The sequence below is a fragment of the Streptomyces spectabilis genome (genome assembly GCF_008704795.1).
GTDB lineage: Bacteria > Actinomycetota > Actinomycetes > Streptomycetales > Streptomycetaceae > Streptomyces > Streptomyces spectabilis.
Window position 1 is genome coordinate 5,162,880 of record NZ_CP023690.1, and the last position, 18,249, is coordinate 5,181,128.

The 18,249-nt window shown below is 71.7% G+C and carries 14 protein-coding genes; 3 read left to right on the forward strand and 11 right to left on the reverse strand.

Annotated elements, in window-relative coordinates:
• The first annotated feature begins 3 nt into the window (after positions 1-3).
• The gene (locus tag CP982_RS22585; protein ID WP_144320056.1) at positions 4-501 is read left to right on the forward strand and encodes a phosphoribosyltransferase; all 498 of its coding nucleotides are present in this window, start codon (positions 4-6) and stop codon (positions 499-501) included.
• A gap of 72 nt (positions 502-573) precedes the next feature.
• Here CP982_RS22585 and CP982_RS22590 read toward each other — a convergent pair whose 3' ends face one another.
• From CP982_RS22590 to CP982_RS22640, 11 genes are all read right to left on the reverse strand, one after another.
• Positions 574-1,161 (reverse strand): HAAS signaling domain-containing protein, encoded by a 588-nt coding sequence (locus CP982_RS22590; RefSeq protein WP_150512185.1) that lies wholly within the window; start codon positions 1,159-1,161, stop codon positions 574-576.
• Positions 1,148-1,528, reverse strand: coding sequence for a PadR family transcriptional regulator (locus tag CP982_RS22595; protein ID WP_150512186.1), 381 nt, complete (start codon positions 1,526-1,528; stop codon positions 1,148-1,150). Before CP982_RS22595 ends, CP982_RS22590 begins: the two co-directional genes overlap by 14 nt.
• A 137-nt stretch (positions 1,529-1,665) precedes the next feature.
• Entirely contained in the window at positions 1,666-2,706 is a 1,041-nt protein-coding gene (locus tag CP982_RS22600; protein ID WP_150512188.1) for a YIP1 family protein, read from the reverse strand.
• Between the two features lie 169 nt (positions 2,707-2,875).
• On the reverse strand, positions 2,876-4,354 hold the full coding sequence (locus CP982_RS22605) for an FG-GAP-like repeat-containing protein (protein WP_150512189.1): 1,479 nt from the start codon (positions 4,352-4,354) through the stop codon (positions 2,876-2,878).
• A 97-nt stretch (positions 4,355-4,451) separates the two neighbouring features.
• The gene (locus CP982_RS22610) at positions 4,452-5,801 is read right to left on the reverse strand and encodes an FG-GAP and VCBS repeat-containing protein (protein WP_150512190.1); all 1,350 of its coding nucleotides are present in this window, start codon (positions 5,799-5,801) and stop codon (positions 4,452-4,454) included.
• 66 nt (positions 5,802-5,867) lie between these two features.
• Positions 5,868-7,373 carry an FG-GAP repeat protein gene (locus CP982_RS22615; protein ID WP_150512192.1) on the reverse strand — a complete coding sequence of 502 codons (1,506 nt, stop codon included), beginning with the start codon at positions 7,371-7,373 and terminating at the stop codon, positions 5,868-5,870.
• Positions 7,374-7,507: 134 nt separating this feature from the next.
• Positions 7,508-8,071 carry a hypothetical protein gene (locus CP982_RS22620; RefSeq protein WP_150512193.1) on the reverse strand — a complete coding sequence of 188 codons (564 nt, stop codon included), beginning with the start codon at positions 8,069-8,071 and terminating at the stop codon, positions 7,508-7,510.
• A gap of 379 nt (positions 8,072-8,450) precedes the next feature.
• On the reverse strand, positions 8,451-9,890 hold the full coding sequence (locus CP982_RS22625; protein ID WP_150512194.1) for an FG-GAP-like repeat-containing protein: 1,440 nt from the start codon (positions 9,888-9,890) through the stop codon (positions 8,451-8,453).
• Positions 9,891-9,929: 39 nt separating this feature from the next.
• Complete coding sequence (locus CP982_RS22630; RefSeq protein WP_150512195.1) at positions 9,930-11,363, reverse strand: FG-GAP-like repeat-containing protein; 1,434 nt, start codon at positions 11,361-11,363, stop codon at positions 9,930-9,932.
• Between the two features lie 131 nt (positions 11,364-11,494).
• Entirely contained in the window at positions 11,495-12,799 is a 1,305-nt protein-coding gene (locus CP982_RS22635; RefSeq protein WP_229878958.1) for an FG-GAP repeat domain-containing protein, read from the reverse strand.
• A gap of 147 nt (positions 12,800-12,946) precedes the next feature.
• A complete protein-coding gene (locus CP982_RS22640) occupies positions 12,947-15,223 on the reverse strand; it encodes a (Fe-S)-binding protein (RefSeq protein ID WP_150512197.1) in 2,277 nt (758 codons plus the stop codon).
• A 315-nt stretch (positions 15,224-15,538) separates the two neighbouring features.
• Here CP982_RS22640 and dnaK point away from each other — a divergent pair, with 315 nt between their 5' ends.
• Complete coding sequence (gene dnaK, locus CP982_RS22645; RefSeq protein ID WP_150512198.1) at positions 15,539-17,410, forward strand: molecular chaperone DnaK; 1,872 nt, start codon at positions 15,539-15,541, stop codon at positions 17,408-17,410.
• Positions 17,410-18,165, forward strand: a complete 756-nt coding sequence (grpE, locus tag CP982_RS22650; RefSeq protein ID WP_150512199.1) for a nucleotide exchange factor GrpE — start codon at positions 17,410-17,412, stop codon at positions 18,163-18,165. The genes dnaK and grpE overlap by 1 nt, the downstream gene beginning before the upstream one ends.
• The last annotated feature ends 84 nt before the right edge of the window (positions 18,166-18,249 follow it).

Below are 18,249 nucleotides of genomic sequence, written 5' to 3' on the forward strand. Positions count from 1 at the left end.
CCCATGAGCGACGTGCGCGAGAACCTTACGTACGAGAAGTTCGGCGGCGCCATCCGTGAGCTGGCCCAGACGATCGCCGACGACGGGTACGAGCCCGACGTCGTGCTGAGCATCGCCCGCGGGGGCGTCTTCGTCGCCGGTGGCCTCGCGTACGCCCTCGACTGCAAGAACATCCACCTGGTGAACGTGGAGTTCTACACGGGAGTGGGGACGACGCTGGAAATGCCCGTCATGCTGGCGCCGGTGCCCAACGCGATCGACTTCACCGACAAGAAGGTGCTCATCGCCGACGACGTCGCCGACACCGGCAAGACGCTGAAGCTCGTGCACGACTTCTGCCTCGACCACGTGGCCGAGGTGCGCTCCGCCGTCATCTATGAGAAGTCCCACTCGCTCGTGAAGTGCGAGTACGTGTGGAAGCGTACGGATGAGTGGATCAACTTCCCGTGGAGCGTCGAGCCGCCCGTCGTGCAGCGGCACGGGCAGGTTCTCGACGCCTGACCGGCAGCCCGACCCGTACGCGCGAAGGCCGCGGCGCCCCTGCCCCACCCGGGCGGGGGCGCCGCGGCTTCGTCATGCCCGCGCCGGTACGGGGCCGGCGGGCCGCCGCGTGCGCCACAGCAGGCGCGCGCCGAGCAGCGGCAGCACCACGTTCAGGAGCAGGAGCAGCAGCAGTTCCGTCGGGCCGATGCGGTCCGCTCCCGCGACGAGGCCGACCAGGAGCAGGGCCGGGAGCGAGAGCGTCAGCGCGGCGCCCTTGAGCTTCTGGCGCGCGGTCCAGCGGGTGGAGTTGGACAGGAGGTAGACGCCCGCCGCGATCGCGGCCAGCATCGCGAGCGGTCCGGCGATCAGCATCAGGGGCCCGGAGGCCGCCAGTACGAGGATCGTGAGGCGGGTGCGGAGCCGGTCCGGCTCGGGGGCTTCGGGCATGGCGGGGGCCTCCGCGAGGGCCGAGGCCGCGATCGCCGCCGGGCTGCCCAGCTGGTCCAGGATCCCGCGCACCGTCGCGTCGTCCCGGGTGTCCGCCTCGGCGAGGCTGACCTCGATGTGCTCGCGCAGGTCGGCGAGGAGTTCCTCGCGGCGGGCGGCGGGCAGGGCCGTCGTCGCGCGCTCGACCTCCGTCAGATAGGCGCGGACGAGGGCGTGGTCAAGTGCCGTCATGGGGGTTCTCCGTGTCGTGCGAAGGGCGGGGCGCCGGCGCCAGGAAGTGGTCGACGGCGTCCCGGAAGAGGGGCCAGCTCGCCGTGAAGTCCGCGAGGGCCGTGCGGCCCTCGGGCGTGAGCGTGTAGTAGCGGCGGGGCGGGCCGCTGGGGGACTCGCGCAGCTCCGTGTCCACCAGGCGGTCGCGGCGCAGCCGGGACAGGAGCGGGTAGATCGTGCCCTGGCTCGTCGTCATCACGGCGACGGCGGACAGCTCCTCTACCAGCTCGACGCCGTAGCGCGGGCCGTCGCGCATCAGGGCCAGGACGCAGTACTCCAGTACGCCCTTGCGCAGCTGGCTCGCGGCCTTCGTCAGCGGGTCCGCCATGCCCCTCGCCCCCCTCCAGTTCCTTGCTTTGCCTGGAACATTGCATTGCAAGGTACGTGACGGAGGCGCGTACGGGCAAGGGCCCCGGCGGTCGTGCCCGCCGGGGCCCTTGGTGACGCGCGCCGTGCGCGGCGGCGTCAGAACGTGCCGAGCTTGATGATCGACAGGATCGCGAGCAGCTGGATGGCGCTGGCCCCGAGGGCGCGGGTCCAGTGCAGCTCGTGCGACTTGGTCACCATCAGGGTGAGCAGCGCGCCCGCCGCGAGCCAGGTGGCCCAGCCGAGCAGCTGGACGAAGCCGTTGCCGCCGCCGAGGAACAGGGCGACGATGACGCGCGGCGCGTCCGTGAGCGCCATGATCAGCATGGACAGGCCGACGGTCGGCTGCCAGGCGCCGTCGCCGCCGAACTGGCGGGCGAGGCTGTGCGTGACGACGCCGAGGATGAGCGCGCTCAGGGAGATCGCGACGCCGGTGGTGAGGACGTACGGGACCGCCGTGGACAGCGTGGCGTTGAGGACGTCCTCGCGGGCCTCGTCGAAGCCGAAGACGGCGAGCAGTCCGTAGAGGAACGTGACGATGACGGCCGGGGCCCACATCGCGTAGTCGCGCATCTGGAGGAAGGTCGGGCCCGGGCGCAGCACGATGCCGCGCAGCAGGTCCTTCCAGGGCAGCTTGGGGCCGATGGGTCCGGCGGGGGCCTGGCCCGCGCGGTAGGTGTCCCCGTCGTTGTAGGGGTCCTCGCCGAGGGAGAAGGCCTGGGTGTTGCCGGGGTTGTTGGCGGCGTACGGGTCGGGGGCGCCGCCGTGGCCGCCGCCGTGTCCCCCGTGACCGCCCTGGCCGCCGAAGTACTCGGGCTCGTCCCTGCCGCCGGGGGGCTGGGGCCACTGCTGGGCGCCGCCGTGGTGCTGGCCGCCGCCGTACTGGCCGGGGCCGGGGCCCTGGCCGCCGCCGTAGGCGGGCCGGCCGCCGTACTGGGGTGGGGCCGGGTGTCCGTGCGAGGGCGCGGGCGGGTAGCCGTACGGCGCCTGGCCGCCGCCTTGCTGCGGGGGCCGCTGTCCGTACGGGGCCTGCCCGGGGCCCTGCTGCGGGCTCTGTCCCGGCCCCTGGTGTCCTTGGGGGCGTCCCGATTGCTGTGCGCGGTTGTCCCGGCCGCCGCGTCCGATCCTGAATCCAGCCACGGAATCGAACGTACCTGGTCCGGCGGGGCGGTCGCGCCCCTGTTGTGGAGGAGAGCCCGTTTGCGGCTGACCTGTAACAACCCCTAGGGGGACCCGGAGGGGTTGTCCTCAGGGTCCCCGTGGCGCCGGTGACCTGGTGCGGCGCGGGTGGCTCGGGTGGCGCGTCGGACTAGTGGCCGAGGACGGCGCCGTACGTCAGTGCCGTCGAAGACACGGGCAGGTTCAGGGACTTGGGGGTGACGGTGGTGGTGCCCGGCGGCAGGACGTCCGGCGAGACCCAGACGCCGCCGGCGGAGGCGTCCTCGCCGGGGGCGGCGGTGGCGAGCTCCGGCTTGCCGTCGTTGTCGTAGTCGCCGGTGACGAGGGCGGCGCCGAAGCGGTCGCCGGTCTCGGCGGTGCCGGGGATCTGGTTCGTGTCCTGCTGGAAGGCGTAGCCGTCGGCCTCGCCGTCGCCGAGCTCGTCGTCGGCGTCGAGGATGCCCTTCTTGGCGCCGTGGAGGACCGTGACGCTGCCCGCGCCCTTCTTGCTGCCGATGGCCTCGCCGGGGGCGCCGATGATCAGGTCGGTGAAGCCGTCGTTGTCGATGTCGCGGGCGGTGACGGCCTCGCCGAAGCCGTCGCCTTTCTCGGCCACGCCCGGGACGCCCGGGGTGTCCTGGTTGAGGGTCTGGGTCCGCGAGCCGAAGGAGCCGTTGGGGTTGCCGTAGCGGATGTGGACGCCGCCGCCCTTGGTCAGCTCCTCGGGGCCGCACGGGTCGTCGATGTTCTCGTCGGCGATCTCGCGGCAGTTGCCGAGGGCGAGGTCGTCGAGGCCGTCGCCGTTGAAGTCGCCGGTGGCGAAGGCGGAGGTGGCGCCGTTGCTGTTGGACCAGGACAGCAGGAGGCGCTTCTCCTGCTTGTCGTAGCGGTAGAGCTGGACGTGGGACTGGGTGTACGGCTGCTGCTTGGTGTAGTACGCCACGGCCAGGTCGGCGAGGCCGTCGTCGTCGAAGTCGCCCGTGGACAGGACGGGGGCGCGGCCGCCCATGCGGTCGCCCATGCCCGGCTCGGTCTTCGCGGCGCGCGGGTCGTAGTTGACGACGACCTTGTCGGTGCCGCCGATGGCCAGGTCGAACCGCTTGTCGCCGTTGAAGTCGGCGGCGGCCAGGGCGTTGCCGTAGCTGTCCTTGGCCTTGGCGCCGCGGCCCGCGCTGTTGGCCTTGCCGAAGCCGGTCTTCGTGCCGTACACGACGGTCGCGTTGCCCGCGTCCGCCTTGCCGTCGACGTCCTCGCCCGGGGCGCCGACCGCGAGGTCGGTGAGGCCGTCGCCGTCGAAGTCCGCGACGGCCACGGACGCGCCGAAGCGGTCGCCCGCCTCCGGGGTGCCCGGCACGTTCGCGGTGGCCTGGCTGATCCGTACGGCGCCCTTGGGCCGCAGCCCTTCGGGCCCGCCCCAGACCACGCTCACGTAACCGGCCTTGGCCTTGCCCCCGACACCCGCGCCCGGGACGCCGACGGCGAGGTCCTCGTAGCCGTCGCCGTTGAAGTCGGCCTTGGTGGGCGGGGTGGCGCCGGCGGGCGCGGCGCTCGCGCCCGCGGCGAGCGGCAGGGTGAGGCCGGTCGCCGCGAGCGCCGTGGCGGCGGCCAGGGCGAGGGTGCGTGTGCGCACGGGTGCTCCAACTCTGTGGGTGACGCTTGGTCTTCACCTGTGTGACACACGAGGTTGGGCGAGGGTTGTGGTGGCGGACCCAGTACGCGAACGGGAGCTACTGGAGGAAGCCCTCGACGATCCCGTACTCCACGCGGGACACCCCACTGTTCTTGATCCCGGACGCGGAGCCGGGCAGACGGACCGGGTCGAACTCGCCGTGCACGTACAGGTCCGCGTAGCCGTCGCGGTCGGTGTCCCGCAGGCGCACCGTGCTGCCGAAGCGGTCCGCCTCGCCGGGGGAACCGGGGATCCCGGCGCTGTTGCGGGCGAACCACTTCGACCCCGTGCCCTTCAGGCCGGACGCGCCGCCGCGCAGGACATGGACACCACCCGCGCGCCGCGTGCCGTCGACGGTCTCGCTCTCCGCGCCGACGGCCAGGTCCGGGTAGCCGTCGCCGTTGGTGTCGCCCGCCGAGAGGGAGCCGCCGAAGCGGTCGCCCTTCTCCGGGGTGCCCGCGACGCCGGGGGTGCCCTGCGTGATCCGGGCCGTCGCGCCGGGGCCGGTCCTGCCGCCGCGCCAGACGGTCACCGCGCCCTTGTACTTGGAGTCCGCGTAGTTGCCGATGGCGAGGTCGCCGTACCCGTTCCTGTCGAAGTCGGCGATCACGCCGTTCGCGCTGTCCGCGTACGCGCCGAGGCGCAGCGTGGCACCGGGCTTGAGGGTTCTGCCGCCCTTGACGAACCAGGCGTCACCTGTCTCCTGCCAGTCCCGTACCACCGGGCCCACGACAACCAGGTCCGTCGCGCGGTCCTTGGTGACCTTGCCCGCGATCAGGTCGGTGGGGGTGAGGCCGCGCTTGGCGAGGCGCTGTGCGGAACTGCCCACTCCTGTGCGTGAGATGCCGCCCTTGTAGACGTACACCGAGCCGCCGTTGGTCGCGGCGAGGTCCGGCTTGCCGTCGCCGTCGAAGTCACCGGTGGCGAGGCCGTCCCCGAAGGCCTTCTGCGCGCCGGGGGCCTTGTTGGGGACGGCCGTGCCGCCCTTCAGGCCGGTCGGCGAGCCCCACAGCACGGTCACCGCGCCCTGGCCCCGTTGGCGGCCGACCTTCTCGTTGACGGCGGACACGGCGAGGTCGCCGTATCCGTCGCGGTCGAAGTCCGCGGCGACGCGGGTGCCCTCGGCCCAGGAGTCCCCCCGCTCGTCGCTGCCGGGGACGCCAGGACTGTCCTGGTCGACGATCTGGAACCGGCTGCCGGGTCCTTCCGCCGTGCCGAAGGTGACCTGGACGGACCCGCCCTTGTTGCCGTCGAGCGACTGTTGCCCTGCGTAGTCCCGGTAGCCGTCCCCGTTGAAGTCGTCCGCGTACGTGGCGGGGGCGGCCGTCGCCGTGGTGGGCAGGGTGAGAGGGGTGAGGGTCGCGGCGGTGAGGGCGGTGGTGAGCAGGGTTGCGGTGCGCAGGCGCACGGGGGCTCCTAGGGGAGGGCCGGGCCCGGGGTGTCGGGCCCGGCTGGGGGCGGGGGAGTGCTGGTGTCAGTCGGCGAAGTTCGAGCCCAGGCGGGGGTTGCCCGTGGCCGGGAGGCCCGCCGTGCCGGGGTAGATGCCCGAGGTGCCCTTGAAGGAGCCGCCGGCGGTGGAGAGCAGGGGGTAGACCGCGCCGTTGCCGCCGTTCTCGCCGTGGGCGCCCAGGACCACGTCCGCGCGGCCGTCGCCGTTCAGGTCGTCGGCGTGCACGTCCGTACCGAGGAAGTCGTGCTTCTCGTCGGTGTTCGGCACGCCCGGCGTGTTCTGGGTGAGGAGCTTCGCGCCGCGCCCGCTGATGCCGGAGCCGTTCGCGCGGCCGTACAGGACGGTCACCGCGCCCGCGTCCTCGATGCCGTCGACGGTCTCGCCGGGGGCGCCGACGATCAGGTCCAGGTTGCCGTCGCCGTTGACGTCGCCGAGATCCAGCTCGTTGCCGAAGCCGTCGCCCTTCTCGCCGCTGCCGGGGACGCCGGAGGTGTTCTGGGTGATCTTGTCGCGGTCGCCGTTCGCCGGGCCGCGGGCCCCGCCGCGCACGACGTGCACCGCGCCGCCCTTGGCCGCGCCCGTGATGCCGCTGTCCCAGTGGTTGCCGATGACGACGTCGTCGTAGCCGTCCTTGTCGGTGTCGCCCAGGTCCGTGATGACACCGGCGGGCAGCTTCTGCGCGGCCGAGACCTTCAGGCCGGAACGGGAGCCGGGGAGCCACCAGTTGGCGTTGTAGCCGCGCCGGGTGTCGTTCTCGTAGCCGTTGACGATCAGGTCGTCCTTGCCGTCGCCGTTGGCGTCCCCGGAGTGCAGGTTCTGCACGCCGTCCTCGCCGTTGCCGTGGATGCGGGGGGTGACGGTGTAGTGCCCGCCGGTCCTGCCGCCGCGGGTGAAGCCGCCCCGGTAGATGTCGACGACCGCCACCGTCGTGCCCAGGGCGATGTCGTCCTTGCCGTCGCCGTTGAAGTCCCCGGCCTCAAGGAACGCGCCGAAGTAGTCGTGCTTCGCGGGGCGCGGGTCCTTCAGGGCCGTGCCGCCCCTGAGGCCGTTCGCCGAACCCCACAGGATCTGGACGCTGCCGCCGTCCTTGTCGCGGCCGACGTCCTCGCCCGAGACGCCCACGACCAGGTCGTCGTAGCCGTCGTCGTCGAAGTCCCCGTACGCCAGATCGGTGCCGAACGCGTCCCGCCTCTCGGCGGAGCCGGGGACGCCCGGGCTGTTCTGCGTGTACTTCACGGAGCGGTCGACGCCGCTCGCCTTTCCGTACGCGACGACGACGGCGCCCGCCGCCTCCTTGCCGTTCACGTAGGTGTAGGGGGCGGCGGCGGCCACGTCCGCGTAGCCGTCGCCGTCGAAGTCGGCGTCGTGGGCCGGGAGTGCGGCGCGGGGCGCCGCCGCGACCGTGGGTACGGCGCTCACGAGGAGCCCGCCGGTGAGCGCCACGGTCGTCGTGGCGGCGGCCAGGCGGAGGCGGCGGCCGGGTCTGTGGGGGCGGGTGTCGCGGGAGGCGGTGCGCTTGCGCTGAGCCATGCGGTGATCTCTCCTGCGGGTCTGATGAGGTGTTTGCCGAAGCCCGGCCACGCGTTTGCGGATGCGTTGGCCTGGACCTTGACCTAGGAGAGACCGCTGACGGGGTGTGAGGGTTGTGTGTGACGGGAGTGAAGTTACCTTGCTGTGATGGGGAGTTGGTGCCTCCGCCAGTACGCGTACGTCAGCGCGAGCACCATCGGGCCCCACAGCGCGAACAGGCCGCTGACGACCGAGGCGAGCAGCTGCCACCCCGGGTTCGTGTACGGGACGTCCGAGAAGCCCCCGATGTGGAACGTGCAGAGCGCCCAGTCGACGAGGAGCGCCGTGAGCAGCAGGCCGCTCAGGGCCGCGGGCACGATCACCAGGAAGGGCGGGATCCGCTTCCCGCCGACCTTCGGCACCCAGTGGGGGACGGTCTCGCCCCACGGCCGCACCAGGCCCCGGCACAGCAGGGCGAACGCCTCGGTCAGCAGGCTGAGCGTCAGGACGTAGGCCACGAGCTGCCAGCGGGGCCACGTCTCGGGTGCCACGTCCATGCCCATCTGGTGGCCGAAGCCGATGGGCAGCCGCCACAGGCACACGGGCAGGGCCACGAGGGGGAGCAGCCGGGCGACCCGCTCCGCCCAGAGGGGGACGGGCCGTTCGGTCGTACCGGAGCCGGGGGACGTACGCACCGGATTCGTTTCGCTGATCGCCATGGACACCACTGTTGTTGACCATCGGTCAGCCGGAATCGGGCCGCCGCGCGATGTTCGCCTCCCCCGTGCGGCGGAGGCGTCGGCGCGGGGGTCCGCCCCAGGGCGCCGAGTTGGACCCGGGCCACGAAAGCTGTGTAAGATCAAGGCACAACTTCGGCGCACAACACCGAAGTCGCGCGTCTGTGGTCCAAGGAAAGACGCCCATCATCCGATGGGAAATGTAGGTGCAAGGCCTGCCGGGCGCTCCACGAAGTCGATGGCCCTCTCACTGAGTCAGTGAGAGGGCCATCGGCCTTTTCGCATGTGGCCCCCGCCCCCGCCCGGGACCGGGGCCGCGCGGTGTGCGCGTGGCCCCGGCCGTCGGGTGCGGGCGTCGGTCCTAGCGGCCCAGGACCGAGCCGTACTTGTGGGCTCCCGAGAGGCCGAGCGTGCCCGGAGTGAGGGAGACCTGCGCCGGGTTGGGGCCGTCCTTCGGGGTCCGGGCGTACCAGACGCCGCCCTTCGCGGAGTCCTCGCCGGGCGCGCCGATCGCCGTGTCGGGGTAGCCGTCGCCGTTGAAGTCACCCGTGGCGACGGCCGCGCCGAAGCGGTCGCCCGCCTCGGCCGTGCCGGGCACGCCCGCCGAGTTCTGGCTGCGGGAGGGGCCCACCAAGGGCTTGCCGGTGCCCGCGGAGGCCAGCGTCCAGTAGCTGCCCGCGTTCTTCGCGGTGCCCACCGTCTCGTACTCCGAACCGGCGATCAGCTCGTCGACGCCGTCCCGGTCGAGGTTGCCGACGGCGAGGCGTGTACCGAAGCCGTCGCCGGTCTCGTCCTCACCGCCGACGCCGGGCGAGTTCTGGTTCGTGCAGGACCGCGGGCCGCCGAGCGTCGTGCCGGACTTGCCGTACGCCAGGGCGATCGAGCCGCCGAACGTGTCCGGGCAGAAGTTGTCGCCCTCGCTCTCGCTGCTCGGCCTGATGTTGCCCAGCGCGAGGTCCACCGTGCCGTCGCCGTCGAAGTCGCCCGCCGCGAGGGAGTTGCTGTACTCGGCTATCCCCCACTTCTCCTTCCACGGGCGTGTGCCCGTCTCCGGGTGGGAGAGCACGTCGGTGCCGGTGATCTCGCCGTCGCCGTACGACACCGCGAGGTCGTCGCGGCCGTCCGCGTCGAAGTCGGCGGACGTCACCGCGACCGGGCGGTTGAAGTGCCAGCTCGCGATGGGCTTCAGGTCCGAGGGCGAGCCCGCCTTGAAGGGGCCGGGCCGCAGGGCGACACCGCCGGTCTCCTCGCCCTTGCGGCTGAGCACGATGTCCTGGTCCTTGTCACCGTCGTAGTCGCCGGTGGTGAGCAGGTCGCCGAGGCGGCTGTCGGAGTACGCGCCGTTGACCGCCGTGAAGCCGCCCTTGATGCCGGACTTCGAGCCCCACAGGACGGTGACGGTGCCCGCGCTCAGCATCGTGCCGCTGTCCTCGTCGGGGGTGCCGACGACGATGTCCGTGATGCCGTCGCCGTTCATGTCGGCGGGCACCACCGTCCGACCGAAGCCGTCGCCCTTCTCGGCGTGGCCGGGGACCCCTGCCGTGTCCTGGCTGACGGTCGACGAGCCGTGCTTGCCGAGGCCGCTCCGGCCGCCCCAGACCACGTTCACGTAACCCGCTTTGGCCTTGCCGCCGACGGTCGCGCCGGGGACGCCGACCGCGAGGTCCGCGTAGCCGTCGCCGTTGAAGTCGGCCTTCGCGTCCGGTCGCGGCGCGGCCTGGGCGGCCGTCGCGGAGAGACCGGCGAATCCGATCACGGTGGCCGTGCACAGCATCACGGCCGAAAGGTGCTTCTTGCGCAAGGTGTCTCCAACTGAGCTGAGAGGGAAGGGGGATGAAGGTCAGCGAAGCGATTCGCCGAAGGCCTTGCCGACGCCGCCCGCGCCCGGGGGCAGCCGCACGCCGAAGTCGGAGCCGTTGAACGACGTCGCGCTCGCGGCCGTGATGCCCGCCGACGAGCCGCGCAGGACCCACACGGCGCCCGCGTCCCGCCGCTCGGACCGGCCCGAGCCGATGTCCTCGCCGCCCGCGCCGACCGCGAGGTCCGCCTTGCCGTCCTTGTTGACGTCCTTCAGGCGGACCGTCGAGCCGAACACGTCGCCCTTCTCGCCGACGCCCGGCACCTTGGGCGTGTCCTGGTGCCAGACGCGGCCGTCGTGCGGGCCGTGCGCGCCGCCCTTGAGCACGACGACGGCGCCCGCGCCCCGCGGGGCCGTTTCGCCGGACGTCTCGCCGGGCACGCCGACGGCGATGTCCGCGCGGCCGTCGCCGGTCACGTCGCCCGCGGCCACCGACCAGCCGAACGCGTCGTCGGTCTCGCCGGTCCCGGGCACGCCCGCGCTGTCCTGCGTGTACGTCACGGGCGCGCCGAGCTTCGCGTCGGCGCCGTAGCGGACGCTGATCGCACCGCCCCTGCCCACGCGCGGGTTGCCGGTGACCAGGTCGTCGTAGCCGTCGCCGTTGACGTCGCCCACGGCGAGCGGGTCGCGCGAGGCACTCGGGGCGTTGCCTTCGGCCAGCACGCCGGACCAGTAGCCGTAGTCGCCCGCGCCGCCCTTCATGTACGCGGTGTAGGCGCCGCCGTCGGCTCGCTCACCCGTGAGGACGTACGTATAGCCGTCCTTGGAGGTGAAGTGGCCCGCGGTCATGTTGTCCAGGCGGACGCCCTGGGGCAGGAAGTCGGTCTCCAGGCCGATGGCGCGGCCGTCCTCCGGGACGCCGTCGGGGTAGAACCACCAGGAGTCGCCGCTGATCACGGCCAGGTTCGCGACCTCGTCGCCGTCGATGTCGACGAAGACGGCGGCCTCGCCGAAGCGGCGCTCGCTGTCGGCGGGCGCGGTGAGCGTCTTGCCGCCCTTCTTGAAGCCGTCCTTGCCGCCCCAGACGACCGTGACCGTGCCCTCGGGCTTGCCCGCCGTCTTCTCGCCGGGGGCGCCGACGACCAGGTCCGCGTAGCCGTCGCTGTTCAGATCGCCGCTGGTGACGCTCTCGCCGAACTCGTCGCCCTGCTCGGTGACTCCGGGCACCCCAGCCGTGTTCTGCGTGACGGTCGTGGCCCGGGAGGTGCCGACTCCCGCCGCCGAACCGTACGTCACGGTCACGGAGTTGGCCCCCGGCGTACCGATCGCCAGGTCGCGGTAGCCGTCGCCGTTGAAGTCGTCCTTGCGGACCGTGCCGGTCCCGGCGGCCGTGGCCGTCCCGGCCAGCGGCAGCGTGACGCCGCCCGCGGCGAGGGCGACCGCGGTCGCCGTGAGGGCCAGGTTCCTTGCGCGCACGTACGCTCCCCGTGGATGAAGTGGTGCTTCCGGGGATGTGACCGGCGGGCTGTACGAATGGTTGTGCGAGGACGACTGTGAAGTGAACCGGACCTTGCGGCCCGGGGCTTGGGCGGGCCTCTCGGCTCGCTCTAGCGGCTCGCGAACATGGTCGTGGAGAAGGTGAGCCCCGGCTTCCGCTCCACCAGGTCCCCGTTCCGCACGCCCCGGTAGACCCGCACGCGGTCCGTGCCCCGGCCGGTGGACGTCCGTACGACCACGTCCGCGCGCCGGTCGCCGTCGAAGTCGGCCACCTTCAGGACCTGCACCGGGCCGCTCCCGCCCGCGGGGACGAGCGTCGCCGTGGCGTTGGCCGCGAGGCCCGCGGCGCGGCCCCGGTAGATCCACACCTCGCCGCTGCCGCCGCCGGTCACGACGAGTTCGCTGCGGCCGTCGCCGTCGAGGTCGCCCGTCCGCACGGTCGCGGCGCGCACCGCGAGGGATGCCCGCGCGGTGCCCGGTACGTCGTAGCGCAGGGCGATGCCGCGCGGCCCGGGGAGCGCCGCGTCCACGGCCCGCCCGCCGCGGAAGGTGCCGAAGGCCGTGTCCGTGCCCGCGGGGAGCAGCGCCCCGGTGCGGCGCGGCCCCTCGGGCCCGCCGAGGACCAGGCCGCCCCGGGAGGCGCCCGCCTCCTCGCGGACCACCAGGTCGTCGTAGCCGTCGCGGTTCACGTCCACCGCGGGGCCGCCCGTCACCAGCTCGTTGCCGGGCGCGGCGAGGGGTGCGGCGGCCGCGCGCGGCTCGCCCCGGTGGGTGAAGGGGCCGCGCAGGAAGCTCAGATGGGCGCCGCTCGCGTGCAGCACGAGGTCCTGGGCGCCGTCCCCGTCGAAGTCGCCGCACACCGGCTGGTCCGGCCAGTCGTTGCCGAGCCGCGCCCGCGCGGGCACCTGGAGCTTGACGGCCGTGCCGGTCAGCCCCTTCGGGGAGCCGAAGAGGAGCTGGAGCGGCACCGGCGGCTGCCCCTGGCCGTCGTACGGCGGATCCGTGGACACCACCAGGTCGGTGAACCCGTCCCCGTCCAGGTCGCACGCCGCCTCCGACTCGAAGGCGGCGGGGAGTTCGCCCTTCGTACGGGCGCCGTCGGCGCGCGCGGTCAGGAGGTGCCGGGTGTCGGGGACGAGCCCGGCGCGGCCGCCGTAGACGATGCCGATGCCGGGGTCGTCGCCGTGCCCCTGGTGGGCCAGGTCGTCGAGGACGAGGTCACGGGCGCCGTCGCCGTTGAAGTCGTCCGGCACCTCGCTGCCCTTGCCGTGGGGGACGGCCTTCGCGGGCGCGCCCCTGGCCGCGAGCCCTTCGGCTGTGGGGCGGGCGGGGGACTCGCCGTCGCCGCCGCAGCCCGCGAGGAGCAGGGCGCCGCCGACGACGGCGGCCAGCAGCCGGATACCGGATCTCCTCAAGTCCACCCACTCCTCAGCCGGTGCGGTCGGCACAGTCGTCATGAGCACCACAGGTTTACACGAACGACAACGGGCCGGTCCCGCCAGGGCGGAACCGGCCCGTTACGACCGTCTTGTGCGGCTCACCTCACCGGCGAGGGCACCGGCTCACTTCACCGGCTCGGGCTCCGGCTCGCTCTCCGCCTCGGCCTCGCCCGCCGGGGGCGGGTTGTCGGCCGGGGTCTTCACCGAGTCGAGCAGGAGCTGCGCGACGTCCACGACCTGGAGCGACTCCTTGGCCGCGCCGTCGTTCTTCTTGCCGTTCACGGAGTCCGTGAGCATGACCAGGCAGAACGGGCAGGCCGTCGACACGATGTCCGGGTTGAGGCTGAGGGCCTCGTCCACGCGCTCCGTGTTGATGCGCTTGCCGATCCGCTCCTCCATCCACATCCGCGCGCCGCCGGCGCCGCAGCAGAAGCCGCGCTCCTTGTGGCGGTGCATCTCCTGCTGGCGCAGGCCCGGGACCTTGTCCATGATCTCGCGCGGGGGCGTGTAGACCTTGTTGTGACGGCCCAGGTAGCACGGGTCGTGGTACGTGATCAGACCCTCGACCGGGGTGACCGGGATCAGCCTGCCCTCGTCGATGAGGTGCTGGAGCAGCTGGGTGTGGTGGATGACCTCGTAGTCGCCGCCGAGCTGCGGGTACTCGTTCGCGATGGTGTTGAAGCAGTGCGGGCAGGTGGAGACGATCTTCTTCGCCGACTTGGGCTTCTTCGTCGACTCGTCCTCGTCGTCCTCACCGAACGCCATGTTCAGGGAGGCCACGTTCTCCGCGCCCAGCTGCTGGAACAGCGGCTCGTTGCCGAGACGCCGTGCCGAGTCACCGGTGCACTTCTCGTCGCCGCCCATGATCGCGAACTTGACGCCCGCGATGTGCAGGAGCTCCGCGAAGGCCTTCGTGGTCTTCTTGGCCCGGTCCTCCAGGGCGCCCGCGCAGCCGACCCAGTACAGGTAGTCCACTTCGGTGAGGTCGTCGATGTCCTTGCCGACGACCGGGACCTCGAAGTCGACCTCCTTGGTCCACTCCAGGCGCTGCTTCTTGGCCAGGCCCCAGGGGTTGCCCTTCTTCTCCAGGTTCTTGAGCATCGTGCCCGCCTCGGACGGGAACGCGGACTCGATCATCACCTGGTAGCGGCGCATGTCGACGATGTGGTCGATGTGCTCGATGTCGACCGGGCACTGCTCGACGCAGGCGCCGCAGGTGGTGCAGGACCACAGGACGTCGGGGTCGATGACGCCGCCCTCTTCGACGGTGCCGACCAGGGGGCGCTCGGCCTCCGCGAGGGCGGCGGCGGGGACGTCGGCGAGCTGCTCGGCCGACGCCTTCTCCTCGCCCTCCATGGTCTTGCCGCCACCGGCGAGCAGGTACGGGGCCTTGGCGTGCGCGTGGTCGCGCAGCGACATGATCAGGAGCTTCGGCGAGAGGGGCTTGCCGGTGTTCCAGGCGGGGCACTGCGACTGGCAGCGGCCGCACTCGGTGCAGGTGGAGAAGTCGAGGATGCCCTTCCAGGAGAACTGCTCGACCTGGCTGACGCCGAAGACGGTGTCCTCGTCCGGGTCCTCCCAGTCGATCTCCTTGCCGCCGCTCGTCATCGGAAGCAGCGCGCCGAGCGCGGTGGAGCCGTCGGCCTTCCGCTTGAACCAGATGTTGGGGAAGGCCAGGAAGCGGTGCCAGGCGACGCCCATGTCGGTCTTCAGGGCGACCGTGATCATCCAGATGAAGGAGGTCGCGATCTTCAGCCCGGCGAAGAAGTACGTGAGGTTCTGGAGCGTGGAGACGTCCATGCCCGAGAACCACGAGACGAACGGGTACGAGATGAAGAACGAGGCCTCGTAGCCGTCCACGTGGTGCTGGGCGCCCTCCAGGGCGTGCAGCGTGAAGATGCAGACACCCACGACGAGGATGACGCCCTCGACGAAGTACGCCTGGCCCGTGTTGGAGCCCGCGAAGCGGGACTTGCGGCCCGCGCCGCCGGGCCGGTTCAGCTGCCGGATGACGATCAGCGTCAGGATGCCGAGCACGGTCATGGTGCCGAGGAACTCGACGAAGACGTTGTACGGCGCCCAGTCACCGATGACCGGCAGCATCCAGTCGGCCTGGAAGAGCTGGCCGATGGCGTTCACGATCGTCAGCAGCAGGGAGAAGAAGCCCACCGCCACGAACCAGTGCGCGACGCCGACGATGCCCCACTGGTTCATCCGGGTGTGGCCGAGGAACTCCTTGGCCACGGTCAGGGTGCGCTCGGCGGGCGCGTCGGTCCGGGTGCCGGCGGGCACGGCCTGGCCGAGCCGCACGAACTGGTAGATCTGCAGGATGGCACGGCCGAACAGCGCGACGCCGACCGCGATTAGGACCAGCGACACGATGATCGCGGCGAGTTGCATTTCGGGGCTCCTCAGGCCTGCGAGGCGTCTATTACTAAGCAGTAACTTATGCAGTCCGTCTGAGACTACCCACATACTGTGCGGCCTCGCAGCCGGGCAGGCGGTGATCTGCGTCGCTCAGGCTCGCCTTCCTGGGTCCGGGGTGCGGCGGCTCAACCGTGCGGGGCCGCTCGCCGTCTCTCCCCGTGAACACCAGGTTGCGCGTAAGGAGTGGATAAGAGTTGAGTCCCATCGACTCAGCTCTGTTGACTCGGGGCAACCCGTGGGGCATCCTTGAGCCAGATCCACTCAAGTAGTTCATCTGGAGGCATCGAAATGGCACGTGCGGTCGGCATCGACCTGGGCACGACTAACTCCGTCGTCAGCGTTCTCGAAGGCGGCGAGCCCACCGTCATCACCAACGCCGAAGGCGCCAGGACCACGCCGTCCGTCGTCGCCTTCGCCAAGAACGGTGAAGTACTGGTCGGCGAGGTCGCCAAGCGCCAGGCTGTCACCAACGTCGACAGGACCATCCGCTCCGTGAAGCGCCACATGGGCACGGACTGGAAGGTCGACATCGACGAGAAGAACTTCAACCCGCAGCAGATCAGCGCCTTCATCCTGCAGAAGCTGAAGCGCGACGCCGAGGCGTACCTGGGCGAGAAGGTCACGGACGCGGTCATCACCGTGCCCGCGTACTTCAACGACTCCGAGCGCCAGGCGACGAAGGAGGCCGGTGAGATCGCGGGTCTGAACGTCCTGCGCATTGTCAACGAGCCGACTGCCGCCGCCCTGGCCTACGGCCTCGACAAGGACGACCAGACCATTCTCGTCTTCGACCTCGGTGGCGGCACCTTCGACGTCTCGCTGCTCGAGATCGGCGACGGCGTCGTCGAGGTGAAGGCCACCAACGGCGACAACCACCTCGGTGGTGACGACTGGGACCAGCGCGTCGTCGACTACCTGGTGAAGCAGTTCGCCAACGGCCACGGCGTCGACCTGTCCAAGGACAAGATGGCGCTCCAGCGCCTGCGCGAGGCCGCCGAGAAGGCGAAGATCGAGCTGTCGTCCTCCACCGAGACGACGATCAACCTGCCGTACATCACGGCCTCCGCCGAGGGCCCGCTGCACCTGGACGAGAAGCTCACGCGCGCCCAGTTCCAGCAGCTGACGTCCGACCTCCTGGAGCGCTGCAAGACGCCGTTCCACAACGTCATCAAGGACGCGGGCATCGCCCTCTCCGAGATCGACCACGTGGTCCTCGTCGGCGGCTCGACCCGCATGCCCGCCGTCGCCGAGCTCGTCAAGGAGCTGACCGGTGGCAACGAGGCCAACAAGGGCGTGAACCCGGACGAGGTCGTCGCCATCGGCGCCGCCCTCCAGGCCGGTGTCCTCAAGGGCGAGGTCAAGGACGTCCTGCTCCTCGACGTCACCCCGCTGTCGCTTGGCATCGAGACCAAGGGCGGCATCATGACCAAGCTGATCGAGCGCAACACCACGATCCCGACGAAGCGCTCCGAGATCTTCACGACGGCCGAGGACAACCAGCCGTCCGTGCAGATCCAGGTCTACCAGGGCGAGCGCGAGATCGCGGCGTACAACAAGAAGCTCGGGATGTTCGAGCTGACCGGTCTGCCGCCGGCCCCGCGCGGCGTGCCGCAGGTCGAGGTCGCCTTCGACATCGACGCCAACGGCATCATGCACGTGACCGCGAAGGACCTCGGCACGGGCAAGGAGCAGAAGATGACCGTCACCGGTGGCTCCTCGCTGCCGAAGGACGAGGTCAACCGCATGCGCGAAGAGGCCGAGAAGTACGCGGACGAGGACCACGCACGGCGTGAGGCCGCCGAGTCGCGCAACCAGGGCGAGCAGCTCGTCTACCAGACGGAGAAGTTCCTCAAGGACAACGAGGACAAGGTCCCCGGTGACGTCAAGACCGAGGTCGAGACGGCCGTCGCCGAGCTGAAGGAGAAGCTCAAGGGCGAGGACACCGCCGAGATCCGCACCGCCACGGAGAAGGTCGCCGCCGTCTCCCAGAAGCTGGGCCAGGCCATGTACGCCGACGCCCAGGCTGCGGGTGCCGCGGCCGGTGCCGAAGGTGCCGCCCCCGGCGCCGACGCGCCGAACATGTCCAAGGAGGACGACGTCGTCGACGCCGAGATCGTCGACGACGAGAAGCCCGGTGACGCGAAGGGCGGCGCTGCCTGATGACGGAGGAGACCCCGGGCTTCGGTGACGCCGAGCGGCCCGACGTCCCCTCCGGCGCCACCCCTGACGAAGCGGCGCCGCAGGCCGCCGAGCCCTCCACCGAGGAGGGCCCGGCGGCCCCGGCCGGGGACGCAATGCGAGAAGCAGGACTGACGGCCCAGCTGGACCAGGCCCGCTCGGCGCTCGGCGAGCGCACCGCGGACCTCCAGCGGCTCCAGGCCGAGTACCAGAACTACCGCCGCCGGGTGGAGCGGGACAAGGTGACGGTGAAGGAGATCGCCTCGGCGAACCTCCTGACCGAGCTGCTCCCGACCCTCGACGACGTCGGCCGCGCGCGGGACCACGGCGAGCTGGTCGGCGGCTTCAAGTCGGTGGCCGAATCGCTCGAGACCGTCGTCGCCAAGATGGGCCTCCAGCAGTTCGGCAAGGAGGGCGAGCCCTTCGACCCGACGATCCACGAGGCCCTGATGCACAGCTACGCACCGGACGTCACGGAGACGACGTGCGTCGCGATCCTCCAGCCGGGGTATCGCATCGGCGAGCGCGTCATCCGTCCCGCCCGCGTGGCGGTGGCGGAGCCCCAGCCCGGCGCGCAGACGGTGAAGCCGGAATCGGCGGACGAGACCGGCGGCGAGGGCGACGAGCCCGTGCGGCCGGACGCCGCGGAGCAGGCCGAGGCCGAGGACACGGGCAAGAGCGCCGACAAGGCCGACCAGGCCGAGAGCAAGGAAAACGGTGGCCCGGACAAGGGCTGACGTTGACACGGACGGCGACGTCGACCGCGGCCGGGCCCTCCGCGACCATCATGGTCGCGGACCCGGCGCCGCGGTCGGCGTCGG